Raw genomic sequence first — 24,921 nt, 5'->3', positions numbered from 1 at the left:
GGATAAAGGTAACAAAAATGCAGCTGTTACTTATCCCTATCAACCCGCTCTAATCTTTCACTTTTGCCATTTTTCCGTTGCGAATATTATTCAGTTTCAAATCTTCTAGGACATTTACAGCTTCTTCTACGTAAATATCTTTTGCCAGATTTTTATGCCAGCGCTTTCTTTTCTCGCGAAGGGTGGTGTCCTGACGCATCATTTCCATCTCGTAAGGCAATGAATTATAGCTCAATTGGTTGTCGTAGGTGTCAATTGCATCGAACTTTTTTGTTTCTTGCTGACGCTCTTCTAACTGACGCTTGTACTCTGCAAAATTAAGCGGCACGATGGTTTCATCTCGCTGTTTCTTAATCCATAAAGCATTCTCTTCAATCAATCGCAATTGATCGCTTTTCGCCATCCGTTCTTTGCTCTTCTCGATGGTTGCTTCGTAATCGATATAACCATCCCAGGCCTCATATTCAGCCGGACTAATTTTATCATAGGGTAACGGATTGTCATAATCGCGCTCACCAATATCGATATAACTGTATCGGTCGGCCATCACCACATCACTCTTTACACCTTCCAATTGAGTTGATCCACCATTCACACGATAGAATTTCTGCGTGGTAATCTTCAAGGTACCCATATCGCCTAAGTCATTTTTTCGAAGCCATTGGTTCAGATCGATTAGGTTCTGAACGGTTCCTTTTCCGTAAGACTGTTTGCTTCCGATGATCACACCGCGCTTATAATCTTGCATGGCGGCGGCTAAGATTTCCGAAGCTGAAGCAGACAGTTCATTGACCAAGATAACAAGGGGCCCGTCCCATACAATCGACTTGTCCTTATCCTCCAGTACTTCTTTGCGTCTTCCGTTTGAAGCAACCTGTACTACGGGACCTTGTTCTATAAACAGACCTGCAATATCCACTGCCGTTTGTAATGAACCTCCACCGTTTCCACGTAAATCTAAAACAAGACCTTCCATTCCTTCTTCCTTGAGTCGAACGATCTCATTTTTCACATCCTTGGCTGCATTACGTTCGGTATAATTTTGCATATCGAAATAGAATTGCGGCAAGTTTATGAGTCCGAATTTCTTCTCCTCCTTCTCAATTAAGGTAGATTTCGCATAGGTTTCTTCCAATTCTACCACATCTCTCACAATGGTTTCTTCTTTGATACTTCCATCCACCGCTTTGATCGTTAGCGTCACTGAAGTTCCCTTAGGGCCTTTTATCAATTGTACGGCATCGTCTAAACGCATTCCCACAATACTGATGGGCTCCTCTTCATCCTCCTGTTTCACTTTGGTGATGATGTCTCCCACTTCAATGTGCTCACCGCGCCACGCGGGACCACCGCTAATGACCTCTACCACTTTGATATTGTCGTTATTTTTCTGAAGTCTAGCGCCAATACCTTCCAACTTACCACTCATGCGAAGGTCGAATCGGTCGCGATCCGGTGGTGCCAAATAGTTGGTGTGGGGATCAAATTCTTCCACAATATTATTCAGGAAGATGGCAAAATAATCTTTGCGCTCGAGGTCATCGGTGAAATCAAAATACTCATCTAATGAATTCAAGGTGGTGGTGCGCGCCTTCTCCTCTAAGCTGGCTTCAGTCTTTCGCTCATAACCATCTTCCTCTTCTGTTTTGGTATCATTTTCTTCTACCAGATCGTAATAATTTCCAATGGTAGAGAATTTTAATTGTTGTCTCCAACGCTCTTTCAATTCTTTCTTAGAACCTGCATACGCCAATTGGTCGTAATCAACATTTATAGATTCACTAGCATTATAATCGAATGGAGCGGCTAACACTTCCTTATAAAATCCTTTGGCATCGTTCATTCGCTTTTGATAGGTCTCAAAAACCAAGTTGAAAAAGGTGAGGTCCTTCGCCTTTAATTGATCGTCTATGTCGGTTCTATACGCTTCAAACGATTCTATGTCGGATGCTAAAAAATAACGCTTCAAGGGATCGAGCGCCTCTATAAAGTCTTCGTAAACGCCTTCGGAAAAGGCGTCATCCATATCTTTTGGGTTGTAATGACCCTTTTCTAAAACGTAAGTAATCAGGTCTATCAGTAGTTTGTCTTTATCGGGATCGTCAAACGATTTCGTAGTAAAGCTACACGAAGCGGCCGCCACGAATACGGCCAACAATAATATCTTCAAATTTCGTTTCATCATTTGCATATGCGTTCTCATTTATGGGAGTTGACTAAATTATATAAAAAACTGTGCCAACTCGCTATTCCGGTACTAATTTTTTGTTAAACAGATACTTCCAAATGACAGGGGATCTCCTCTAAATTTAAAGCTTCTGTAAAACCTTCGGTATCGCAACGAAAAAGTAGGGCTTTAATTGTATTTTAGCAAAAGATACTTCTGAATTATGCCTACAAAAAAACCCCTGATTTTAGTAACCAATGACGATGGCATCACCGCCCCCGGAATTCGAACCCTGATTGAGGTAATGAACGAATTGGGAGAAGTCTACGTGGTAGCCCCTGATTCGCCTCAGAGCGGAATGGGACATGCTATTACCATTAACGACACCCTCTACTGTGATAAGGTGGAGATCACCGAGAACGCGCCCCAGAAAGAATTTAGCTGCAGTGGCACGCCAGTCGATTGTGTGAAATTAGCCGTTAACGAAATTTTGAAGCGCAAACCCGATCTCTGTGTGAGCGGCATCAATCACGGAAGCAACTCCTCTATCAACGTGATCTATAGCGGAACCATGAGCGCCGCGGTGGAAGCCGGTACGCTGGGAATTCCATCCATAGGTTTTTCATTATTGGATTATTCACTGGAAGCCAATTTTGAAGCCACCAAAAAATATGTGCGACAACTCGCCAAAGAATGTTTGGAAAACGGCATGCCCAAAGGAGTGGTCTTAAATGTGAATTTTCCCAAATTAAAAGCTTCCGAAATAAAAGGAATCAAAGTATGCCGACAGGCGAATGCCCATTGGATTGAGAATTTTGATAAACGCACCAATCCTTTAGGACGCGACTATTACTGGCTGACGGGTGAATTTGTGAATGAAGACAAAGGTGAGGATACCGACGAGTGGGCATTGAGACACGGCTATGTTTCTGTGGTACCGGTGCAATTTGATCTTACCGCACATCACGCCATCAAAGATATTAATGCATGGGACTTAACATGAAGAAAGAAATAGGAATTGGATGGCTCGTAGGGGTCATCGCCACCACGATAGGGGTGATGATTTGCGTGTCGCTAATTGCTATGGCGAAGGGACTTCCCTTTATGGAAACCCTAACTTTTTATCAACGCTCAGGTTCGCTATGGATGATCTTAAGCCTGGGAGCCCTCCCCAACCTACTTGCTTTTTTCGGTTTTCTGAAAATTAATCGAGAATATCGCGCGCGAGGCGTATTGTTGGCTACCTTTATGACAGCCATTATCGCATATTTAATTTATTTCTTGTAAGATGAAATATTACATCATATCGGGTGAAGCCTCCGGAGATCTTCATGGCGCCAACCTCATGAAGGCCCTTCAGAAGCAAGATCCAAAGGCAGAATTTCGCTTTTGGGGTGGCGATTTGATGCAGGCCGTGGGTGGAACCCTGGTAAAACACTACAGAGATTTAGCGTTTATGGGGTTTGTAGAGGTGCTGCTCAACCTACGTACCATCCTGAAGAACATTTCCTTTTGTAAGAAAGACATTCAGGCGTTTCAACCCGATGCGATTGTTTTTATCGATTATCCCGGCTTCAATCTGCGCATCGCGAAATGGGCCAAACAACAAGGGTTTCCAACACATTATTATATTTCACCGCAAATTTGGGCCTGGAAAGAAAACCGCATCAAAGACATTAAGAAATCGGTGGATGAAATGTATGTTATTCTTCCTTTTGAAAAAGATTTCTACGAAGAAAAGCATCACTTTCCAGTGCATTTTGTCGGGCATCCCCTTATTGACGCCATTGCCAATCGCATTCCTGTAGATCCAGAACCCTTTAAACAAACGCATCAATTGGATAGCCGCCCTATTATCGCACTCCTTCCGGGAAGTAGAAAGCAGGAAGTTTCGAAAATGCTACAAGTGATGCTAACGGTGACTGATACCTTTCAAGAATATCAATTTGTTATCGCGGGAGCACCCAGTCTGGATGCTGAATTCTACACACCCTTTATTCAGAAGAAAAACGTACATCTCTTATTAAATAAAACCTACGATCTATTGAGTGTGGCCTCTGCGGCGGTAGTGACTTCTGGAACAGCCACGCTAGAAACCGCCCTGTTCAAGGTTCCCGAAGTGGTATGCTATAAAGGCAGCAGGATTTCCTACGAGATTGCTAAAAGAGTGATCGATTTAGAGTACATCTCGCTGGTCAACCTCATTCTAGACAAGCCCGCAGTAACCGAGTTGATTCAAGAAAATTTTACCACGGAAACCCTTACTGAGGCGCTTCGAAACATCCTGGATGAGTACCATCGAGCTACCTTATTCTTGGACTATTACGATCTCGAAAAAGCCCTTGGAGGCAAAGGCGCAAGCGAAAAAACCGCCCGCCTTATCTTTGAGAAAGTGTCTAGTGAATGAAATAATTTCCTTAATTTTATGTTAAAGAAAAGATGCCTAGACCCATGAAACATTTCTTCTACCTACTTTTTTTTACCGTTCTCCTATCCTCCTGTGGAGGTTCTAAAAACACCTCCCGAACCTACCGTGAGACCACAACTTCAACTACATCCCAGGCTGGCAGCAGTGCCTCCATTAATATTGTAAATCGCGCCAAAAGTTTTGAAGGAGTTCGATACAAATATGGAGGAATGGACAAGCGGGGAATGGATTGTTCGGGACTTGTGTACACTTGCTTTCAGGAAGAAAATATCACCATGCCCAGAATTTCAAGGGATATGGCCAAACAAGGCAAGCGCATCGCCCTTAATCAGATTTCAGCAGGTGATTTGGTTTTTTTTCAAACCAATAAAAATAGGAAGGTTATCAACCACGTGGGGCTGGTTGTGGATAGGAAAGATGGTGAAGTGTTTTTTATTCACTCCACTACTTCCAGAGGTGTTATCATCTCATCGCTTAATGAAAATTATTGGAAACGCGCCTTTGTAGAGGTGCGCCGGGTCATCTAAATTTTATATCTTTATTCTGAACATCTCCCCGATGCTAATTAATGTGTCGCGGCATGTTCTTCTTGAAGTATCCTCTTACCCAACCCATTCTTGCTTTCGCATTTGGCATTCTTTGGGCGCATTATGTCCCGATCGCCTATCCCGTTTGGCCGTATGCCATCATTCTACTATTGATACTCACTTCGGAATGGCAACGAACAAAACAAAGGTTTGCGCGTAGCCGGAGCTTCTACCCTATCCTATTGCTCCTATTTATTTTGTTGGGCTACCTTAACTACCAATGGCATCAACCCGAATACCAGCCCTATCACTATTTACAGCAAAGCACGGTCGGCAATCGTTCTGAAGTATTCCAGGTAAAGATTATTGAATCCCTAAAGAAGAACCCATTTCAGGAGCGCTATGTGGTACGCTGTGTTGGTTTAAACGGTGCTAAATGCAGCGGAAAACTGTTGCTTCAAAAAGCAATAGACACTGTCAACCACGCCTGGACTATTGATGATGTGATACTACTAAAAACCAGGTTACAGCCGCTTCCATTTCCCAGGAACCCCGGAGCTTTTAATTACGCGGCTTATCTTCAGAATCAATCCATTTATGCCCTACTAGCTCCTTCTTCCGAAGAACTAGTCCTCCAAACCGCCGGTAACAATACGCTCAAGGGCCAGGCAAATGCCTTTCGTGCCCACCTCATCTCAAAACTATCGCAAAGCGGTATCCCTCCCAGGGAGCGCGCTATCATACAAGCGTTAGTTTTGGGTGAAAAGCGCGCTATTTCACCCACGCTATACAGTGGCTATGCCGATGCCGGCGCGCTGCATATCTTGGCTGTCTCGGGCTTGCATGTAGGGATCCTATTTTTGTTGTTTTCGTCCATTTTAAGACCGCTAAAGTATCTGTACTACGGAACTTATATTCGGTCCGTCTTGCTGGTGCTGCTGCTTTGGGGTTTCGCATTTATGACGGGCTTATCGCCTTCGGTGGTTCGTGCGGTAGTCATGTTTACACTCTTTGCGATCGCCCAATGGTTCGGAAGAAATACCAATACCTTGATGATACTGTTCCTGGCCTTCTTTCTTATGCTCGTTCACCAACCAAAGCATCTCTTTAACGTTGGGTTCCAAATGAGCTATTTGGCCGTTTTCTTTATTGTTTTCGGGCAGCCTATTGTAGCCAGAAGCCTTCGACCGAGAAACACAGTAGTGCGAAAGGCGTGGGCCTTCATCACAGTGACCCTGACCGCCCAATTGGGTGTCATGCCCATAAGTTTGTTTTACTTTCACACCTTTCCCGGGTTATTTTTAGTGACCAACATCGTGGTGCTTCCGCTAATAAGCCTCTTGTTGATTGCCGGGCTGCTGAGTGTCCTTTGGAGCGCCATTATTCCGTTGCCACCAACCATCGCGCAGGCGGTTACCTTTCTATTTGAACAATTGAACAATTTTATACTTTGGGTGGCACGGCAGGAGACTTTTATCTTTCGGAATATAGCATTCAGCAGATGGGAAGCGTTATCGCTGTACGCAATGACGATAAGCGGACTCCTATTAATTCAAAGGTTCTCGGTTAAAAAAGCGCTACAATTTGGAACCTTTGTTGCAGTGTTACTAGGGAGCGTAGGAATTCTTTCCTACCATACTTCCCGGCAGTCTGAATGGCTCGTCTTTCATAAATACAAAGCCTCTCTCTTTGGATTTCGAAGCGGAAACAAACTTCGTTATATGTACTCCGATTCACTCACTACTTCATCCCGCAACAGCCTGCTAGACTACCGTGTCGCAAATCGGGTTAGCACTGAAGCAGCCGTAACCCTACAGCACTATTTTGAGGTAGCGGGGAAACGGGTATTGTTGGTAGACAGTCTTGCACAATATGCCCTTCAGGCCCCGGTAGATATTGTCATTCTTACGGAGAGTCCGAAGTTACATTTAGACCGACTTATTGAACGTTTACATCCAGAACTAATTATTGCCGATGGAAGCAATTATCCTTCCTATGTAAAACGATGGCAGGGCACCTGCATTCGAAAACAAATTCGGTTTCACGATACACGCGCTCAAGGCGTATTTCGATCGGAATGACAGGTTGATTACCTAAAAGTTCCTTCGAAGTTCTGCTGATAGGCTTTCCAGGCTTCCGCAGTGGTTAAAGACTTATAATCGTCGCTGGCAATCATTTTTAGATAAATCTCCAGTTGTTGTGGCGTTTTATATCCGGGAATGGCTTGAATAAGCATACCATCTTCTGCGAAAAACACTAAACTAGGATATCCTCGTAGCTTTAATGCATCCGCGAAAAAATGCGTCGCATTTCTGCCCTTACGCCCTTCTTGGTAGTTCGGATTGGTATAGGTAAAGTCTTGATAGGTGATCTCTTCGGTGCCTTCACCATTGAACTTAACCGGATAGTAGTGTTCGTTGATATAGGCAATCACATCGGGGTTGGTAAAGGTGTTTTTATCCAATAATTTACACGGGCCACACCAGGTGGTATACACATCCATGATGATCTTTTTGGGAGCTTCCTGTTGGGCCGCTAGCGCCTCGTTCATGCTCATCCACTGAATTTTTTGAGCGGAAAGGCTGGTCGTTAGTATCACCAATAGTAACGTAAGTAAGTATTTCATAAGCATCGAATTTCTTCTAGTAAGAAACAAAAAACGTTCCAAATATTGGAACGTTTTTTAGGGTTTCAAATTGTGTGATTATCGAATACCGTGCATCATTCGAATAAGTACTTTGTTGATCAACAACATAATTACGCCTGCTCCCGCGGGTATCAAGGTGAAGATCAAAAAGAAAGTAGCAAGACCGTGTTCTTCCAATATCGGGTCCATATAACTGGCCGTCCATCCTCCAATGACCCCTGCCAGGAAGTTTGAAATAAACCAAACTCCGAACATGAGTCCGACTAACCGTACCGGCGCTAATTTACTCACATACGATAATCCAACCGGAGACAGGCAAAGTTCGCCTAGGGTATGGAACAGGAAGGCCAAAATAAGCCAAATCATGCTCACTGAGGCGGTTTTGGCGCCCAACGGAATATCCATAGATCCGTAGGCCAAGGCGGCGAAACCAACACCTACCAGGATTAATCCAATGGCAAACTTGATGGGTCCTGACGGATTGATCTTACTTTGCCACAGTTTCGAGAACATGGGAGCAAAAATGATAATAAAGAGCGAGTTGAGTACAGAGAACCAAGAAGCGGCGACTTCTGTAGTATCTGATTGGAATTCCCGCACGAGCATCCAAATAACAATCCCCCAAATAATGACGAAGCTCGTCCCCAGGAATACATTCGATAAGGCATAGTGGCCAAACGTTTGTTTAAACAATAGCGCAAGCACCCAGCTTATTACCAGCAATGGGACAACCGTAATGATGGCGTTAATCACTTTGAAGGTAAGCGCAGCATTTCCAACAAGCGCTCTATCGGTATAGTCGTTTGCAAAGATGGTCATAGAACTCCCTGCCTGTTCAAAAGCCCACCAAAAGAAGGTGGTAAACAGCGCAAAAATACCAATCACGATGAGTCGGTCGCGCGTTACTTTAGAACGTTTCGCCTCATCCATAACATCTGCCACGGCTTCTTGTGTGTCTTCTACGGATTCCTCCATGGCATCGTCGAAATCCTCAGATTTTGAAGGAGACAATCCGATCTTTCCGAAAATCTTCTGTGCAAAATAAAATTGCAGCATTCCGAAGAACATAAAAACACCCGCCAGTCCAAATCCATAATGCCAGCCTACGTTTTCTCCGATATATCCGCAGAGAAGAATTCCTAAGAAAGCACCCGCATTAATACCCATGTAGAAGATGGTGTAACCCGCGTCCTTTTCCTTGCCCTGATCTTTGTAAAGCTGCCCTACGATAGAAGAAATATTTGGCTTAAACATTCCATTTCCAATGATCAACATTACGAGTCCGATCCAAAAGAAAATATCGACAAAAACCTCCAATGCCATAGACGCGTGTCCCAGCGTCATAATGAGTGCGCCGATAACCACCGCGTTGCGATACCCGGTAATCTTATCCGCGATAATTCCACCGATGATGGGGGTGAGATATACCAACCCAATATACCAACCATATAAAATTGTTGCATCTGCACGTTCCCAGCCCCAGCCTTCATTTTCACCAGTTAATGAAGCAATTAAGAAAAGTACAAGCAGTGCTCGCATTCCGTAGTACGAAAAGCGTTCCCACATTTCTGTAAAGAACAACACAAAAAGGCCGGAAGGATGCCCTAGTACGGTTCTTTGGTTGATTTCAGATCCTCCAAATTTAAATTCCATATAGTTTAGTATTGGTTATACGTAGTTGATTATTCGTCGTCTGTGGAAGTTTGAGGCACACGCGCCACCCCTAAGGTACTTCTCACGAAATCGGTCATTTTGTTATACAAATGAAGTCGGGTATTCCCACCATAGATTCCGTGGTTCTTATCAGGATAGATAAGCCAGTCAAAATCTTTATTGGCTTGTACCAGTGCCTCCACCAAACGCATGGTGTTTTGTACGTGCACATTGTCATCGGCGCTTCCATGTACCAATAAAAAATCACCCTCCAATTTATCGACGTGCGATATAGGAGAGTTCTCATCGTATCCCGATGCATTTTCTTGTGGTGTGGTCATGTATCGCTCGGTGTAAATGGTATCGTAGAATCGCCAGCTTGTCACCGGGGCGACGGCGATGGCCATAGAAAAGGTGTCGGCTCCCTGAAACAAACAGTTCGATGACATAAATCCACCATAGCTCCAGCCCCAAATCCCGATGCGTTCGGCATCGATATATGGTAAAGCGGCAAGTTGCTGCGCGGCAGCAATTTGATCTTCCACCTCGTACTTTCCGAGTTCCTTCTGAGTAACTTTCTTAAAGTCACGCCCTTTGGCACCGGTTCCGCGACCGTCGATACAGACCACGATCATTCCTTCCTGTACCAACATCTGATGCCAGTAGTCATTGGCACCATTCCATCGGTTGGTTACTTGCTGCGAACCGGGTCCGGAATACTGATACATAAATAAGGGATATTCCTTTTCAGGATCAAAATCTAATGGCTTGATGGTATACATATTTAGCGTTTCCCCATTAACTTCAATAGTACTGAACTCTTTGGGAGAAATTGCATAGTTGGAAAGCTCCTGCTTTAATGAATTGTTGTTTTGGATCTCTCGAATCAATTTTCCGGAAAGCGCCTGGTGTAATGAAAAAACATAGGGCGTTTCCGCACTGGAAAAACTATCTATGAAGTAGGTATAATCGGCGCTAAAGGAAGCGTTGTGTATGCCCGTTTGCTCGGTGAGTCGCACTTTATTCTTACCAGATCGAGTAATGCTGTACACATCGCGGTTGATCGCACCGCTTTCAGAACTCTGATAATACACGCGTCCTGTTTTGGTATCGAATCCGTAGAACTGCGTCACTTCCCAGGGACCTTCGGTGACCTGGTTCAATAATTTACCATTCTTGTTATACAAATAGATGTGGTTCCAGCCATCCTTTTCGCTCGTCCAGAAAAAGCTATTGTTGTTAAGAAAGGTAAGATTATCGGTAACATCTACATAGGCATCATCAACTTCCTGCAAGATTAATTTGCTAGTAGCATCGGTTGCATTCACAAAAACAAGGTCGAGAATATTTTGATTGCGATTGGTGGTCTGAACACTTAACACATCGGGATCTTTCGTCCACTCTAAGCGGGGTACGTAGTAATTTTGAAAAGCATCTAGCGCAACTGCAGTGGTTGTACGTTGGGTTACGTCGTACAAATGAAGACTCACGGAAGCGTTTTCTTCTCCGGCTTTTGGATATTTGAATACGTCTTGATGCTGATATAAATCACTTCCGTAGACATCCATAGAAAATTCGGGAACGTTAGTTTCGTCGAATTTCAAATAGGCAATTCGGGAACCATCGGCATTCCAGTCGAACGCACGAACAAAAGCAAATTCTTCCTCATACACCCAATCTGTGATTCCATTGATAATGCGGTTTTTACTTCCATCATCTGTAATCTGATAGGTCTCTTCGGAAACCAAATCTTTAATGTATAAATCGTTGTGATAGCCATAGGCTACTTTGCTTCCATCCGGACTAAACGTCGGCTCCTGAATCGTATGGTTGGATACGAGGGTCACTTCATTCGTGGACAGATCGACCACATAATATTTTCCAAGGGTAGAACGACGATAAATCGGGGTCAACTCGGTTGCAATCAGCAGTTTTGATTCGTCTTCACTAAACTCATAATTAAGGATGCGTTCAACGCTGGTAAGGTCTGAACTATTGACCAAGGTACGTACTTTCGCCCCGGTTTCGTAACTGTACACATCGACCACAAAACCATTGGCATCGCGGTCGTAATTCAATACCGAATACTCTGTCCCATTGTCTAACGAACGGATGGACCGCAAGGATTCGGTACGGAAGGCTCCCCCCCAAATTTCTTCTAAAGTGATTTGTTTTTGCTGCGCGGTAAGGGAGATGCCAAGACTCAAGAAAAAGAAGCACACCCATGAATTAGTAGAAGCTGTCAAACTGTTAAAATTTTGTTAGCTCAATGTTACTAAAATTTGCTGAATTTACACAGGATAATTTTGTTAAATGCCCCCACTAGGTGCGCATGCGTGCTTTATGCTACTTGCGATTTAATGCTATCTTTGTGATTCAAATCGAGTAACATGTCGCAACGTCGTATTTCGGGTTTTTCAAAAAAAAGTCAGCATCAGAAGACCCGCTGGCTTATCGAACAATACCTTCAAGATATCCCGGAAGCAACATCGCTCTTAGCCACCTACCGCCACCCTGATGCCAAGCGCCAACAGCGCCACGATGATTTTATAGAAAACGCGTTAACCAACTACTACCTTCCCTACGCCGTGGCTCCAAACTTTCTCATTGATGGCACCTTGTATGCACTTCCTATGGCGATCGAAGAGAGTTCTGTAGTAGCAGCGGCTAGTAATGCCGCTAAGTTTTGGTTAGATCGCGGTGGGTTTAAGGCAACGGTACTGGGAACCGAGAAAAACGGGCAAATACATTTTAATTACTTCGGAAACAAAGAGGTCTTAGCATCGTTCTTCACGGACATAAAACCCATCTTGATCGATAGCATATCCCATTTAGAAAAGAATATGAAAGCCCGTGGAGGCGGACTCCTAGCGATTGACTGTATCGACAAAACGGAAACACTCGAAGGATATTACCAATTGCATCTTCGCTTTGAAACCAAAGATGCTATGGGAGCGAATTTCATCAATAGCTGCCTGGAGCAAGTCGCGACAACGTTTGAAGAAAAAGCGGCACAACACTCCCCCTTCATTGCTAGCCAAACGATTCCTGAAGTAGTCATGAGCATTTTGTCGAACTATGTGCCTGAATGCCGGGTTCGGACCGAAGTGTCATGCCCTGTAACAGCATTCGATACTTCTGACATAAACGGAGCTACCTTCGCTGAAAACTTTGTGCGTGCCGTTGAAATCGCACACGCAGACCCAAGGAGAGCGGTAACCCATAATAAAGGAATCATGAACGGCATTGATGCGGTGGTTTTGGCTACTGGAAACGACTTTCGGGCGGTGGAAGCCGGAGTGCATGCCTACGCGGCACGCAATGGGCGTTATCAAAGTCTGACCCACGCTACGATTGAAGACGAACAATTTCACTTTTGGATAGAACTTCCCTTGGCCCTAGGCACGGTAGGCGGACTCACTTCTTTGCATCCGCTTGCGGATTTGTCCATGAAAATCCTTCAGCAACCCGATGCCGAAACCTTAATGCGAATCGTAGCCGTAGCCGGACTGGCTCAAAATTTCGCTGCGGTGAAATCGCTAGTAACCACGGGAATTCAGAAGGGACATATGAAGATGCATATTTTGAATATACTGTCGCAACTCAATGCCACCCCTTCTGAAAAAGAAGCCACGCTCAAGCATTTCGACACTAAAGTCATTTCCCATAGCGCGGTAACCCGTTATATAGAGTCACTCCGCAACCACGCTCCCTCATGAAGTCGGTGACCTATCGAAGTAACGGAAAATTGCTCATTTCAGGAGAATATGTGGTGTTGGATGGAGCCAAAGCGCTCGCCCTTCCTACGCGCCTGGGGCAGACGTTGGAAGTAGTTCCAACGACAGAACGCACGCTGCATTGGACAAGTGTACGAAACGATGGCAGCGTATGGTTTGAAACGATCCTTAAGCTTCCTTCCTGGAAATCACTTCAGCAAGAGACCACAGCGCAAGCCAGCGCCATAGAAGATCAGCTCATCACCCTCGTACAACTTGCGCAACAGGCAAACCCTGAATTTTTATCAACGGGAGGAGCACGGGTCATCACACAACTAGAATTTCCGCAATCGTGGGGCCTAGGTTCTTCTTCCACCTTGATCAATAACATCGCACAATGGGCTTCTGTAGATCCATACGAACTTCTTCAGAAAGGATTTGGTGGCAGTGGGTACGATATTGCCGCAGCGCGAGCCACAGGGCCAATACAGTACATGTTTACAGAAGGTCTTCCGAAGGTAACACACAAAACCCTTCCGTGGAACTTCACCAACCAACTTTACTTTGTCCATTTAAACCGAAAACAGAGCAGCAGAAGCGCTATAGAAGCCTATCGAGAACACCGCCCTTCCGAAGCAGATATCACTGTTATTTCGAACTTAACAGAAGCATTAGTGACATGCCAAGAATTCCATCGCTTTGAAACGCTACTCCGCGAACACGAACAACATATGGGCCGGATTCTTAAAACACCGCCCGTTCAAGCCACGCGGTTTCCAGATTATTCTGGGGTTGTGAAGAGCCTTGGAGCCTGGGGCGGCGACTTTGTTCTTGCCACAGCAAGGGAAAACCCACTACCCTATTTTAAGTCAAAGGGCTATGAAACGGTGCTTTCTTTTTCAGAAATCATTGTATAAAAAAAAAGCGCCCCGAAGATCAGGACGCTTTGAATGTATCTCAACTCGCTATTAATAAAAAGTAGCTCGGTTGTCTTGAATATCCGCTTTCTTTTTAAGTGCCTGATATACTTTATTGCTAATTTGTGGCGTCACTTTCGCTTTCGCTTGTTCTGCAAACGACTGGTAGCTTTCTAAATCCGGCGCCTTGTTAACGGCCAGTACACGAACCTTGTACACTCCGGTATTTCCATCAATCAATCCCGTAGTTTGTCCGGCTTCCGTTCCGAAGGCAGCACCCACTACTTTTGGCTCTGTTCCGGCTCCGGCAATCGTAGGAGCCGCCATAGTCACCGCCGTAGCGTTTTTGACCGTCACTCCCTGACTGGATGCGATTTCTTGCAGGGTGGTTCCGCTAATGTCTTTTCGAATCATTTCGGCTTTCTTCTGCTTGCGCAAAATAGGCGCTACGGTAGCGGTCGCTTCTGCTACGCTCATCAATCCTTTTTCCGCATTTCGACGTGTCAATCTTGCGATCACATATCCGTCGGGGATATTAAATCGCTTCACATCGCCTACGCTTGTACCGTCTTCAAAAGCCCAGTTGATGATCGTTCTGTTGTTCCCTACGCCCGGAATGTTAGTGTCCATTTTACCAATGCGATTTACAGGTCGCACTTCGAGATCTTGTGCCGCGGCAGCTTCTGTGAAGTCTCCTTCCTGTGCCGCAACCTCCAAGGTGGTTGCTTTACTAAACACCTCGTTAATGGTTTCTTCGGAAGCCTCAATATCTTTACTCACCGACGCTACTTTGATAACACGCTGAAGGTTCTTCTGATCTTCAATTTTCACCACGTGATATCCGAAATCAGTTTCTACAACTCCTACATCACCAATCTCATTGTCAAAAATGAAATCGTCATACGCAGGAACCATGGCACCCGGACCGTAATAGCCTAGCTCACCTCCGTTATCCCGGTTGGAGGCATCATCAGAAAAATCAGCTGCTAATGCTTCAAACGTAGCAGGGGCTTTCTTGATCTCAGACAATAAGCTGTCTGCTAATTGCTGAGCCTCTTCCTTCGATCGCGTAATGTCTGAAGATGCGCGCATGCTTCCTTGATATCGAATCAGGATGTGTTTTGAATTCACCGAGTCGTATTTTTGAGCAACGTCCATCACTCGAGAAAGGTTATAGGTATAATCCACTTTATAAGGACCGTATACATACCCTACAGGTCTGTCGAAAATACTGTCTCGGATGTTCTCAGGAATATCATTTTTAAAGAACCAACGATCTACATAGGTTCCATCTGAATTTTCATTCACAAAAGTTTCGACGTCTGTGGTCGCCGCAAATCCCGGAATCGTATCGCCATACTCAACGCGAGACCCTATTAAGGAACGAACGTTCTCACGGGACGCATCTATATCGTCATTAGAGGGATCTTCGAAGAAAGCTACATACTCGATATCCACCATAGGCTCTACTTCGTAAGCCGCGCGGTGTTCTTTGATATAATTCTCAATTTCCTTATCGGTCACCGTCACATCTTCATCGGCGATCTTGGTGTAAGGAATTTGAACATATTCAATATTGATCTTATCGTTTTCGAAACGGTATTGCTTTTCTCCATCGGCTTGCGTAGCAACGAGTCCGCTGCGCACCAGGTTCATGTAGGAACTTTCAAGAATACTCGCGCGCGTATTCTCTTTGAAATTTTGCCAGTTTGATTGTAACTGTGGGTTGTTCTGAATGCTTTGTTCGTACTCTACCACCTTTCCGAAGTTGAACTGTCCGGTTTCATCCAAGAAGGTAGGATTACTTCCTAAAGTGGTTCTGTACGTATCATCTAATTGTTCCTGCCCTACGCTGAGTCCAAGACTTTCATACTGCTCCCGCAATAGCACCTTGCGCAATTCGCGTTCCCAGATCGTGTTCATTGCTTGATTTGGGTTTGCATTAGGACCCAGTGAACGTTGGTACGCCTCTACTTGTTCCATGAACTGTTGCCGCGGAATATCTTCTCCATTTACGGTCGCAACGGTTGTTTGCGCATTATTGCTTGAAAACCCACCGTTTCTGATCACATCTGCCAAAACGAAAGAAAAGAGTGCTAGGGCGATAATGATGATAAGAAAAACGGAACGTTGTCTAATTTTGTTTAAAACTGCCATCTGTCATTCAATTTAATAGGGGGCGAAAATACTATTTTCACGGCAGTAATAAAAAAAAGTTGTGATAAAAAAATGGAGCGCGAAACGGCGGTTAATCTTCTTCCTGCACCTTGAGTTCCACCAATTCTATTTTTGTGTTGGAAACTTCTAAAATTCTGAATTGAAATGGCGGGAGCAGTACCGAGGTTCCCTGCTCGGGAATTCCCTCTGTTTCATTTACAATAAGACCTCCCAGCGTTTCGTAATTCTCACTTTCCGGAAGCTCCAGCTTATAGGCCTCATTAAGGTAATCTACCTCCAAACGCGCTGAAAACTGAAAGTGATGCTCGTTGATGGCTACTTCGGTAAGGGCTACCTGATCGTGTTCGTCTTCAATTTCTCCAAATAATTCTTCAATGATATCTTCTACCGTCATGATGCCTGAGGTACCTCCATATTCATCCACCACGACGGCCATGCTCTTCCGCTTTCGGGACAAAATATTCATCACATCTTTGGCCAACATGGTTTCAGGCACAAAAACCACCGGCATAAGGATCTTTTTAAGATTCGCCGGTTTTTTGAACAGTTCGAAAGAGTGTACATACCCCAGGATGGTATCAATATTATCCTGATAGACCAGGATTTTCGATAGCCCGGTTTCCACAAAAAGTTTGATCAGCTCTTTGGGCGTGGTAGCAATATCGACCGCAACCACTTCGGTTCTGGGAATCATGACTTCTCTCGATTTTATTTCTGAAAAGTCTAAGGCATTCTGAAAAATTTGAATTTCACTATCAAGTTCTTCTTGTATATCGGAAGTTTCAATTTGCTCGTTGATATAATTTCCCAACTCCAGTTTACTGAAGCTTAACTGCACCGTATCTCCTTCTGTCTTAAAAAAGATTTTCAAGACTTTATCTGAAATCCAAATCACGAATTCTGAAATGATGGAAAAGAGTACATAGAATAGATAGGCGGGTACCGCAAAGATCTTAAAGAGACTATTGGCATAGATCTGGAAAAACACCTTCGGAAGAAATTCTGCTGTGATTAATATCACACCCGTTGAGATCAAGGTGTGCACCAAAATTTCTGCAAAGCCTTCCAATGCCAGGTAGCGTACCAAAAGCTCTCCCATAAATAGCCCATACACCACTAGTGCGATATTATTACCTACCAGCATGGTAGCGATAAATTTAGAAGGGCGGTTCGTTATTTTCCGAAGCACATTGGCAAGAAAACCCGATTGCTTCTTTTCGATCTCGATATGGATCTTATTACTGGAAACATAAGCGATCTCCATTCCCGAAAAGAAGGCCGAGAGCAAGAGTGAACATATAATGATGAGAATCGTGGGATCCAAGGCTTAAATGACATCCGTTTTGTGAATGTCTAAGGTAGTATTTTTAACGGGAAGCACCTTACTCCTGATTTCGCTTTTCTAAATTTCTTCGGAAGCGACGTTTAAAAAAGAACATAAAGATCGCCACGACACCAAAAAAGGCGAACATATAGGCGCGATTTCGGTCGGTTTCCCAGTTGGTAATAACCAGGTAGATAGAAAAGGCGGCCATGGCCAGGTAAGCATATTCAAAAATTCGATAGATTTTATTCCCCATTTTCGGTTGTATTTTTTTCAGTGGACGTATTTTCCACGATTTGAATTCCTTGATTGTCTCGAGATAAGAAAATACTAAAATCCTCACTCGAATCAAAGCGTGCCCCATCGTTATACGAACCATCCTTGAAGGTGATTCGATAGGGTTCGTTGGTAAATAACCATTTTTTCGCCTGGTCCCAGTAGAGTTGTTCTGCGCTTAATACGTTGCCATCGCTCGTTGTCAATACCACGCTATCTCGAAGGTCGACGATTGCCGTTTCCTCAAAGCGAATGGCGTATTTAGAGGTAACGGTACTTTTTTCACCCTTCTCATTCCAGAAGAGCACTTCTATACCGTCTGGAAATTCCTGATACGGGAAGTCAAAGTTAGAATAGTCTTCCAGCGTCGGGGCCATGAGATTTGTGATCAACTTACCCGAATCTGTGTACTTAAGATTCACTTCCTTCACAATATTGATGGGGAGGTTGTCTTTTTCAGACAGCTTTTGAATGTTTTGATAGTTCCCCTCACAAGCAAAAAACGTGATGGCAATAAAAATTGCCACCACGTTTATCCACGTATTTTTGAGAGTATTCATTCTTATAGGTTCGGTACGCGAACGCTACCACCAACCCAACAGCTGAAGCTTACGGTTTTTCCACCCATACCAGCACTAAAGATATCACTCTTACTAGGCGCTAATCCTCGGTAGCTGCTTGCTGTTTGGTTTGCGGTTCCTGAGATCGAAGGATCTACACGCGCCGCTTTATCGGCCATTTGAGCTGCCAACCAGTACATCGCGCGCTTTTCGAATACGTTACTTCCGCAGTTATTAGCACTCTTCGCATACATATTTGCGATCTTCAGGTAGGAGTTTCCATCGTTTGGCTTGATCTCAAGCAGTTTACGATAGTAGTTTCTCGCTTGTCCGTACTGCCCTTTACCTCTAAAGTTCTCAGCAATGCTTCGGTAGTACCGTACTTTTTGATTAGGATCGCTCTCCAACTCAACCGCCTGGTTATAATAGTCTAAAGCTTCGCTCGCTTTTCCGTCTCTTTCCGCAAGACGTCCTAAATAGAAAGCAGAAGAAGCAGAAGGTTCTAGAGAGTGCAATTGTTGTACCATTTGGTAAAACATAGGGGTTTCACAATCTTTGGCATTCAAACGTCCTGCCGCACTTTTCAACCAGTTTACATCATTCTTTTTCTCTTCGAATAGTTTTTCGTACAGGGGAATCAGGTTTTCGCAATCGGCAAGAATTCCTAGCTTTCCATTCACACTACCTTTTACCTTACTGTAGGCGCCAAGATTTGTTTCATAGGCATTGACCAAACGCTTTTCTTTCGCGGAAAGATCGGTACCGTTTTCTTGCTTATCGATAAGCTCGGTAAGACGCTCTGCCAACTGCCCTTCTTCATCCTCGATTTTCTCGGTTACTTCATCATACATATCGAATACCTCCTGGATGTCCTTTTCTCCAGAATCATATAGGTCTACAGCCAAAGAAAAATAGGTATAGATACTTTTTGGGCTCGTAAAGTTATCAGGATCGGTTTCGTACGCCTTGTCGAAGGCATTGAATTGCTCCATTTTTGAACCAATATTGTTTTCGTACTTCAGCTGGGCGATCTTGGAAAGTACTTCTCCTTCTTTTGTTTTAGCAGGATAGTTTTCTAAACGCATTTCAAAATTCTGAATGTACGCAGGGATCTTAGAATTATCGCCTTCATCAATGAAGTGTTTAAACATCTTCTCTCCGTATTGATAGATAGAGATGTGATACTTAGGACATTCTTTGATCAATTTTTCGTAATGAGGCAAGGCCGCATTGTAATTTTTTGTTTTGGCAGGTTCTGCAAACAGGGACAAGGTTACAGCACAGTCGTCCATTTGAGCTATCGCTTTACCCCCCAAACTAAGCAACATCACTGCCGCCAGAATAAAAACTCTCTTTTTCATGGTCTTGGTATTTATTGTGTTAATCATAATATCTTTTCTGGAACCATCTGTCGTTTAGCGACAGACTTATATAGGTGTTAAAGAAATTCTCCTGAATCAGATTAAAATCGGTGGTTCCTCTTCTTCCGAACTCAAATCCGACGTTTACATTCGAGAATAATCGTCCTACGGGTAATCCTACTCCAAAGGTTATGCCAAACTCATTAATTTTAGTCCCATCAACGCGTATCCCTGTTTCCTCAAACCGAAATCCTGCCCGATAGACGATACGCTTAAAATAGCTGGTAAAGGACTTATAATCTGGGATATAAAATCCTCCCAATCGCACTTTTGTCGCATCGGTAAAAGTTACATTGGTGATTTCAAAAGTACGATTATTAAAATTACTGGTTTTTTGATCGGTATACTCTACCCCGGCAAACCATTTCTTAGGTTTTCCTACACCCACGCCTAGGGTATATTGAGAAGGAAATGTAAAATCGGTATTGGGCACTTCCTCCATTTCAGAATCGATAATAACCAATTCACCGCCGCCCGGGGATTCAACCACCGTTGAAACTTCACGAATATTATCGCTTTCAAAATTGGTTTCTGGCGTATAGGTTGCTGAAGCCATCAATTCTAGCTCTTCGGTAATCATTTTCTGGTAGGCAAGTCCGAAATTAAAACTAAATCCTAAAATATCCGATTTATTGAATTCCCGCGACCCAAACTGCACATCGTCCAAAAAGGCCACGGCCGTATTTTCAATGTTTCCGAAGTCGTAGTTAGCATCCACCCCAACGCTCAGTTCGGGTGTAATTTGATATCCCAAGGTAAGAAACGCCTTGTTGAGTCCGCCAGTACCTTCATAAAACTCGGTGCCCCCATTGGCATCCAATTGGACATCGTACCCTACCGAAGAAAACGGAATCAAGCCAAAACTCGCTCCAAATTTCCCCATCGGCACACCAATAGCAATATACCCTAAGGAGGTGGCGGTTGATTGTTCCGACGTGGAAGCATTCTTTAAGTTGGTCACCCGGTGACTCCCGCCTACCGAATAATTGACCAACCCGAGCCGCGCCACGGAAGCCGGATTTTGTATGTTCAGGTGAATACTATCTGCATAGACACTCATACCCCCCATGCTTCGGTTTTCGATCGTTCCTTTGAATTTCAATTCGCCAATACCGTAAAATGAATAAGGAGAAGAAGTTCCCTCTTGAGCAAACGTGATGCCTGAAATTAATACTACAAACGCTACAATAAATCGTCTCAACATCAATCTTTATTATGTTCTAAAATGAAGTGTAATCCCTCCAACAAGAAATTAGAGTTGGCAAAGATGTCATTTTTTAAGCTATCTCGCAAAAAATGAGCATCTCCTCCTGTTAAAATAACTGTTAAATCACTATAGGTTGCTTTGAAATCGCCTATAAAACCATCGATCTCTTTTGCAATTGCCAACACTACGCCAACATGCATTGAGGCCGAAGTACTTGTACCTATAAGGGATTCGGGTTGCTTTGGTTTCAATAACGGTAAATTCGCGGTAAACGTATGCAAGGCACGATACCGCATTTGGAGTCCGGGTGCGATCGCTCCACCCATGTACGCATTATCTGCGTTAATGAAATCGTAGGTAATACAGCTTCCCGCGTCAATCACCAACACATTTTTTTTCGGATATAGGCTCGCAGCGGCACTGACCAACGCAATACGATCGACTCCTAAGGTCTCTGGCGTACCGTATTTATTGAGGAAAGGAACCGAAGTATGGTGATCTAAAAATAGTAAGGCTACGGATGGTGGAAGGTTTTGAAGGGTTGCTTCGGAAAGCGTACCAACCACCGAAAGGATTGCGTGCGTAATGGCCGGGTAGTCTAGAAGCAGTTGCCGAAAGGTGGCTTCGAAAGCTTCCGAAGTAGTAGTACTGCGAAACGACAGGGTTCCCTTTTCAAACAGGGCCCACTTGACCGTTGAATTTCCGACATCGATAATGAGATTCATCCGAAGCTATTTAACGGTAAAAATACAATAAGCTAAAAGATCGCGAGCGCCTCCTGCTTTAAAAAAGATAGAAGAATACTGATTTTTTTAAATTTATGTTTTGCAAACGGTAAAATACAATTATATTTGCCGTCCCATTAGGGTACCTTAGCTCAGTTGGTAGAGCAACGGACTGAAAATCCGTGTGTCCCTGGTTCGATTCCTGGAGGTACCACAATGAACCAAAACCCACTCATTTGAGTGGGTTTTTTACGTTTCAGAAGCGGCGGAAACATCAGTTTTTGTGAGCGAATGAAATGTAAAAAGCGGCAACCGCAGGTTGTGGGTTTTGTATTCTGACTTTCGGGACCAAAGGAACATTTTTCTTCGTAAAATGAATCCTGGAGGTACCACAATGAACCAAAACCCACTCAAATGAGTGGGTTTTTTACGTTTCAGAAGCGACGAAAACATCAGTTTTTGTAAGCGAATGAAATGTAAATAGTCGCAACTATAGAGTTTATATCACGCATATTAGAGATGGCGGTTAAAATCAATAACCATTTCTCAAGGCATCCAGATAGCGGGTATTGATCCTACGGAAATATTTTTTGGTGGAGCAGCCGTGGTATGCGTTACCGTAAATTCCGTATATGTTTCGGTAGGAAACAACAGATTCGTCATAACGTATCGACCGTCGTGGATAAATAGCTCTAAAGAAGATCGATCTACTATAAACTGCGCCTTCACCCAACGATTCTCAGCCTTGTACGGCATGATTTGTTCATTTTTCACGAAAGAATCATTAAAGTCTGTCCGTCCGGAATGACTTCGATCGAAGGTCATGATTTGCTGCTTCGGAAGCAGTTTAAAAACCACGGCTTCTCCCTTCTCATTTTGATAGGTAAAAGTGTACTCTTCAGATAAATTGATTTCGAGTTGAATCGCTGTCTGTCCCAGGGTTTCCATAGAAATTTCCAGTCTGTCTTGAGTAGCCCGCATAGGGATGGTGTCATTCATCTCAATATAGTTTTGAAAGGAAGCTACCGGATTCATCCGTAAGAAATATCCTGTCGTATCTTGATGCAAGGAGAGGGCTCTTGGCAAGGTCATGGCACTACGCCAACTTTTTGTTGGTGTCGTTTGGGCATAGTCCCAATTGCTCATCCACCCAATGAAAATTCGTTGATCGTCTGGAGCATTATTATAAGTAACCCCTGCATAATTGTCGCGGCCGTAATCAATCCAATTCGATGTCTCGGAGTCGGCGGTAAAGGTCGAACCATCAAAATCTCCCACAAAATATTGCGTGCCACTACCCCCATTAGGCGCGCCCGGATTGACACTCACGAGCAGCACCCATTTTTCTAGATCTGTGCCTTGCACGGGAAGTTTAAAAAGATCTGGGCACTCCCAAACGCCTCCATGTGCACCTTGTGTTTTTCCGAAGTCGCTCATCCATTCCCATTCTTTGAGATTGTAGGACTTATAAAACTTAGTGTGATCTCCAGCCACCAAGACCATCACCCATTGCGAATCTTCTTCATGCCAGAAGACCTTGGGATCTCTAAAGTCACGTATTGCGGTTGCATTTGAAATGACGGGATTGTTCTCGTATTTGACCCAAGACATGCCATGATCCAGGCTGTAGGCAATTCCTTGGGTTTGAAAATCATTGCGTCCGGCTTTTTCACCTTCCATCTGGTGGTAGGTAAACACGGCAACTATAGGGGTACTACCGTTTTTTCCAAAACCCGAACTGTTCTCGGAATCAATGACCGCGCTGCCAGAAAAAATATAACCGTGTTCATCTGGGTACAAGGCGATAGGATGATGTTTCCAAGAAATCAAATCTTCACTGCTTGCATGTCCCCAATGCATTGGCCCCCATACAGTGTCTTCAGGATAATACTGATAAAATAAATGATAGGTGCCATTTTCATACACGAGTCCGTTTGGATCATTCATCCATTGTGACTTTGGAGAAAAGTGAAATTGAGGACGAAAAGGCTCTTGATACGTAGCAGGAGTTTTTTCTTCCGCTTGTTTTGTAGCGTTAGTATCTGTTTGATTTTGACAACCAAGGAACAGGTAACAAATTATTAATAAAGTATGTGTCTTCATCACGCAACGGTGGCTGGAGTTAGGTAGAATTACGTTTAATCACAGCGGTGGGAAGTGTCACCGTTGTTGGAGTAAAGCGACGTTTGTTCTTTTTGGCTTTGATTTCTTTCCGAAGCATCTTAAAGGTCTGTTTTCCCATTTGATAGCCCGGCTGATCGACCGTACTGAGCGAAGGCGTGATGGCCTGCGACACAAACCAATTGCTGAAGCCCATAATCGAAACTTGTTCGGGAACCTTAATTCCACGTTCATTAAAAACGGCGATCGTTCCCACGGCAATGAGATCGGTATTGGTAAAAATACCATCTACATCATCGTGATCGTCTAATAATTTCTGGGCTGCTTTTCGGCCATCTTCATAATTCACCCGTTCACATATATATACTAAAGAAGAATCGTAGGTAATTCCATGGTCTTCTAATGCCTTCTTATACCCTAAAAATCGATCGATTGAATTTTGGGGCAATAACGGACCGCGAAAATGGGCAATTCGCTTACAGCCCTGGTCAATTAGGTGTTTGGTGGCCTTATAAGCAGCTTCGCGATCGTCGATAATAATCTTAGAGCAATCTACCAATTTGGAAATCTTGTCGAACATAACCAGCGGTATTTCCAGTTCTTTGATTCGATTGATGTGGGAGATGTCGGCCGTAGAACTCGCCAACGAAATCATGATTCCGTCTACGCGCTTGCTAATTAGTAGTTCTACCTGCTTCTTTTCGAGTTCAAAATTTTCGTTCGACTGCAGGATGATCACCAAATACCCTTTCTTTTCGGCCTGCTCGATGATTCCATTGATCACGCTTGAGAAGAAATGGTGCACCACTTCAGGAATGATCAACCCAAGGGTCTTCGATTCTTTCGTTCGCAAATTAACCGCGAAGACATTAGGTTTATAGTTTAATTTGGTTGCCTCCTCTTTAACGCGCGCCTTTGTTTTGGCACTCACATCGGGATAGTCTTTGAGGGCCTTCGATACTGTTGTTATAGAAATACCTAAATTTTCGGCAATTTGTTTTAAGGTTACTTCTTTCATTGACGCGTGCTAAATTGAATTACAGGGTTTATCAGA

The 24,921-nt window shown here is 43.9% G+C and carries 20 protein-coding genes and 1 tRNA gene; 8 read left to right on the top strand and 13 right to left on the bottom strand.

Annotated elements, in window-relative coordinates; translation table 11 throughout:
* Positions 1 to 49: 49 nt before the first annotated feature.
* Positions 50 to 2,182, bottom strand: a complete 2,133-nt coding sequence (locus PO830_RS04060) for a carboxy terminal-processing peptidase (protein WP_442870050.1) — start codon at positions 2,180 to 2,182, stop codon at positions 50 to 52.
* 208 nt (positions 2,183 to 2,390) lie between these two features.
* On the opposite strand from PO830_RS04060, the gene surE reads away from it, so the two are divergent.
* The 5 genes from surE to PO830_RS04035 are packed head-to-tail and all read left to right on the top strand — an operon-like array spanning position 2,391 to position 7,203.
* Positions 2,391 to 3,170: a 5'/3'-nucleotidase SurE gene (gene surE, locus PO830_RS04055; RefSeq protein WP_272852249.1), complete on the top strand. Its 780-nt coding sequence runs from the start codon at positions 2,391 to 2,393 to the stop codon at positions 3,168 to 3,170.
* Positions 3,155 to 3,454, top strand: coding sequence for a hypothetical protein (locus PO830_RS04050; RefSeq protein WP_272852248.1), 300 nt, complete (start codon positions 3,155 to 3,157; stop codon positions 3,452 to 3,454). Before surE ends, PO830_RS04050 begins: the two co-directional genes overlap by 16 nt.
* A 1-nt stretch (position 3,455) precedes the next feature.
* Positions 3,456 to 4,574, top strand: a complete 1,119-nt coding sequence (gene lpxB, locus PO830_RS04045; RefSeq protein WP_272852247.1) for a lipid-A-disaccharide synthase — start codon at positions 3,456 to 3,458, stop codon at positions 4,572 to 4,574.
* 44 nt (positions 4,575 to 4,618) lie between these two features.
* Positions 4,619 to 5,122 (top strand): C40 family peptidase, encoded by a 504-nt coding sequence (locus PO830_RS04040; RefSeq protein ID WP_272852246.1) that lies wholly within the window; start codon positions 4,619 to 4,621, stop codon positions 5,120 to 5,122.
* Positions 5,123 to 5,175: 53 nt separating this feature from the next.
* Complete coding sequence (locus PO830_RS04035; RefSeq protein WP_272852245.1) at positions 5,176 to 7,203, top strand: ComEC/Rec2 family competence protein; 2,028 nt, start codon at positions 5,176 to 5,178, stop codon at positions 7,201 to 7,203.
* A gap of 8 nt (positions 7,204 to 7,211) precedes the next feature.
* Here the strand turns inward: PO830_RS04035 and PO830_RS04030 are convergent, their stop codons facing one another.
* The 3 genes from PO830_RS04030 to PO830_RS04020 all read right to left on the bottom strand — a co-directional run bounded on the left by PO830_RS04030 (position 7,212) and on the right by PO830_RS04020 (position 11,668).
* Complete coding sequence (locus PO830_RS04030; RefSeq protein WP_272852244.1) at positions 7,212 to 7,748, bottom strand: thioredoxin family protein; 537 nt, start codon at positions 7,746 to 7,748, stop codon at positions 7,212 to 7,214.
* 78 nt (positions 7,749 to 7,826) lie between these two features.
* Entirely contained in the window at positions 7,827 to 9,422 is a 1,596-nt protein-coding gene (locus PO830_RS04025) for a peptide MFS transporter (RefSeq protein WP_272852243.1), read from the bottom strand.
* A gap of 29 nt (positions 9,423 to 9,451) precedes the next feature.
* A complete protein-coding gene (locus tag PO830_RS04020; RefSeq protein ID WP_272852242.1) occupies positions 9,452 to 11,668 on the bottom strand; it encodes a S9 family peptidase in 2,217 nt (738 codons plus the stop codon).
* 144 nt (positions 11,669 to 11,812) lie between these two features.
* Here PO830_RS04020 and PO830_RS04015 point away from each other — a divergent pair, with 144 nt between their 5' ends.
* Both PO830_RS04015 and PO830_RS04010 read left to right on the top strand, forming a co-directional pair.
* Positions 11,813 to 13,141, top strand: coding sequence for a hydroxymethylglutaryl-CoA reductase, degradative (locus PO830_RS04015; protein WP_272852241.1), 1,329 nt, complete (start codon positions 11,813 to 11,815; stop codon positions 13,139 to 13,141).
* Positions 13,138 to 14,055, top strand: coding sequence for a GYDIA family GHMP kinase (locus PO830_RS04010; RefSeq protein WP_272852240.1), 918 nt, complete (start codon positions 13,138 to 13,140; stop codon positions 14,053 to 14,055). Before PO830_RS04015 ends, PO830_RS04010 begins: the two co-directional genes overlap by 4 nt.
* A 51-nt stretch (positions 14,056 to 14,106) precedes the next feature.
* Here the strand turns inward: PO830_RS04010 and PO830_RS04005 are convergent, their stop codons facing one another.
* The 7 genes from PO830_RS04005 to PO830_RS03975 form a co-directional block, all read right to left on the bottom strand.
* Entirely contained in the window at positions 14,107 to 16,212 is a 2,106-nt protein-coding gene (locus PO830_RS04005; protein ID WP_272852239.1) for a peptidylprolyl isomerase, read from the bottom strand.
* Between the two features lie 91 nt (positions 16,213 to 16,303).
* Positions 16,304 to 17,557 carry a hemolysin family protein gene (locus PO830_RS04000; RefSeq protein WP_272852238.1) on the bottom strand — a complete coding sequence of 418 codons (1,254 nt, stop codon included), beginning with the start codon at positions 17,555 to 17,557 and terminating at the stop codon, positions 16,304 to 16,306.
* A 58-nt stretch (positions 17,558 to 17,615) separates the two neighbouring features.
* Complete coding sequence (locus PO830_RS03995; RefSeq protein ID WP_272852237.1) at positions 17,616 to 17,813, bottom strand: hypothetical protein; 198 nt, start codon at positions 17,811 to 17,813, stop codon at positions 17,616 to 17,618.
* Complete coding sequence (gene lptC, locus PO830_RS03990) at positions 17,803 to 18,393, bottom strand: LPS export ABC transporter periplasmic protein LptC (protein ID WP_272852236.1); 591 nt, start codon at positions 18,391 to 18,393, stop codon at positions 17,803 to 17,805. The genes PO830_RS03995 and lptC overlap by 11 nt, the downstream gene beginning before the upstream one ends.
* 2 nt (positions 18,394 to 18,395) lie before the next feature.
* Entirely contained in the window at positions 18,396 to 19,754 is a 1,359-nt protein-coding gene (locus PO830_RS03985) for a tetratricopeptide repeat protein (protein ID WP_272852235.1), read from the bottom strand.
* 19 nt (positions 19,755 to 19,773) lie between these two features.
* Positions 19,774 to 21,018, bottom strand: a complete 1,245-nt coding sequence (locus PO830_RS03980; RefSeq protein ID WP_272852234.1) for a hypothetical protein — start codon at positions 21,016 to 21,018, stop codon at positions 19,774 to 19,776.
* The gene (locus tag PO830_RS03975; protein WP_272852233.1) at positions 21,018 to 21,746 is read right to left on the bottom strand and encodes a type III pantothenate kinase; all 729 of its coding nucleotides are present in this window, start codon (positions 21,744 to 21,746) and stop codon (positions 21,018 to 21,020) included. Before PO830_RS03975 ends, PO830_RS03980 begins: the two co-directional genes overlap by 1 nt.
* Positions 21,747 to 21,887: 141 nt before the next feature.
* On the opposite strand from PO830_RS03975, the gene PO830_RS03970 reads away from it, so the two are divergent.
* Positions 21,888 to 21,960: transfer RNA gene (locus PO830_RS03970), tRNA-Phe, on the top strand.
* 332 nt (positions 21,961 to 22,292) lie between these two features.
* Here PO830_RS03970 and PO830_RS03965 read toward each other — a convergent pair.
* Positions 22,293 to 23,849 (bottom strand): glycoside hydrolase family 32 protein, encoded by a 1,557-nt coding sequence (locus tag PO830_RS03965; protein WP_272852232.1) that lies wholly within the window; start codon positions 23,847 to 23,849, stop codon positions 22,293 to 22,295.
* A 19-nt stretch (positions 23,850 to 23,868) separates the two neighbouring features.
* Positions 23,869 to 24,885, bottom strand: a complete 1,017-nt coding sequence (locus PO830_RS03960) for a LacI family DNA-binding transcriptional regulator (protein ID WP_272852231.1) — start codon at positions 24,883 to 24,885, stop codon at positions 23,869 to 23,871.
* Positions 24,886 to 24,921 lie beyond the last annotated feature (36 nt).

Source organism: Altibacter sp. HG106 (assembly GCF_028561755.1).
Taxonomy (GTDB): Bacteria; Bacteroidota; Bacteroidia; order Flavobacteriales; family Flavobacteriaceae; genus DFVG01.
The sequence above is the reverse complement of the archived record's forward strand: the minus strand, read 5'-3'. Positions and strand labels throughout refer to the sequence as shown.

Excerpts from the sequence above, each read along its gene's own strand:
- PO830_RS04060 (WP_442870050.1), bottom strand. The coding sequence starts at position 2,182 with ATGAAACGAAATTTGAAGATATTATTGTTGGCCGTATTCGTGGCGGCC.
- surE (WP_272852249.1), top strand. The coding sequence starts at position 2,391 with ATGCCTACAAAAAAACCCCTGATTTTAGTAACCAATGACGATGGCATC.
- PO830_RS04050 (WP_272852248.1), top strand. The coding sequence starts at position 3,155 with ATGGGACTTAACATGAAGAAAGAAATAGGAATTGGATGGCTCGTAGGG.
- lpxB (WP_272852247.1), top strand. The coding sequence starts at position 3,456 with ATGAAATATTACATCATATCGGGTGAAGCCTCCGGAGATCTTCATGGC.
- PO830_RS04040 (WP_272852246.1), top strand. The coding sequence starts at position 4,619 with ATGAAACATTTCTTCTACCTACTTTTTTTTACCGTTCTCCTATCCTCC.
- PO830_RS04035 (WP_272852245.1), top strand. The coding sequence starts at position 5,176 with ATGTTCTTCTTGAAGTATCCTCTTACCCAACCCATTCTTGCTTTCGCA.
- PO830_RS04030 (WP_272852244.1), bottom strand. The coding sequence starts at position 7,748 with ATGAAATACTTACTTACGTTACTATTGGTGATACTAACGACCAGCCTT.
- PO830_RS04025 (WP_272852243.1), bottom strand. The coding sequence starts at position 9,422 with ATGGAATTTAAATTTGGAGGATCTGAAATCAACCAAAGAACCGTACTA.
- PO830_RS04015 (WP_272852241.1), top strand. The coding sequence starts at position 11,813 with ATGTCGCAACGTCGTATTTCGGGTTTTTCAAAAAAAAGTCAGCATCAG.
- PO830_RS04010 (WP_272852240.1), top strand. The coding sequence starts at position 13,138 with ATGAAGTCGGTGACCTATCGAAGTAACGGAAAATTGCTCATTTCAGGA.
- PO830_RS04005 (WP_272852239.1), bottom strand. The coding sequence starts at position 16,212 with ATGGCAGTTTTAAACAAAATTAGACAACGTTCCGTTTTTCTTATCATC.
- PO830_RS03995 (WP_272852237.1), bottom strand. The coding sequence starts at position 17,813 with ATGGGGAATAAAATCTATCGAATTTTTGAATATGCTTACCTGGCCATG.
- lptC (WP_272852236.1), bottom strand. The coding sequence starts at position 18,393 with ATGAATACTCTCAAAAATACGTGGATAAACGTGGTGGCAATTTTTATT.
- PO830_RS03985 (WP_272852235.1), bottom strand. The coding sequence starts at position 19,754 with ATGAAAAAGAGAGTTTTTATTCTGGCGGCAGTGATGTTGCTTAGTTTG.
- PO830_RS03980 (WP_272852234.1), bottom strand. The coding sequence starts at position 21,018 with ATGTTGAGACGATTTATTGTAGCGTTTGTAGTATTAATTTCAGGCATC.
- PO830_RS03975 (WP_272852233.1), bottom strand. The coding sequence starts at position 21,746 with ATGAATCTCATTATCGATGTCGGAAATTCAACGGTCAAGTGGGCCCTG.
- PO830_RS03965 (WP_272852232.1), bottom strand. The coding sequence starts at position 23,849 with ATGAAGACACATACTTTATTAATAATTTGTTACCTGTTCCTTGGTTGT.
- PO830_RS03960 (WP_272852231.1), bottom strand. The coding sequence starts at position 24,885 with ATGAAAGAAGTAACCTTAAAACAAATTGCCGAAAATTTAGGTATTTCT.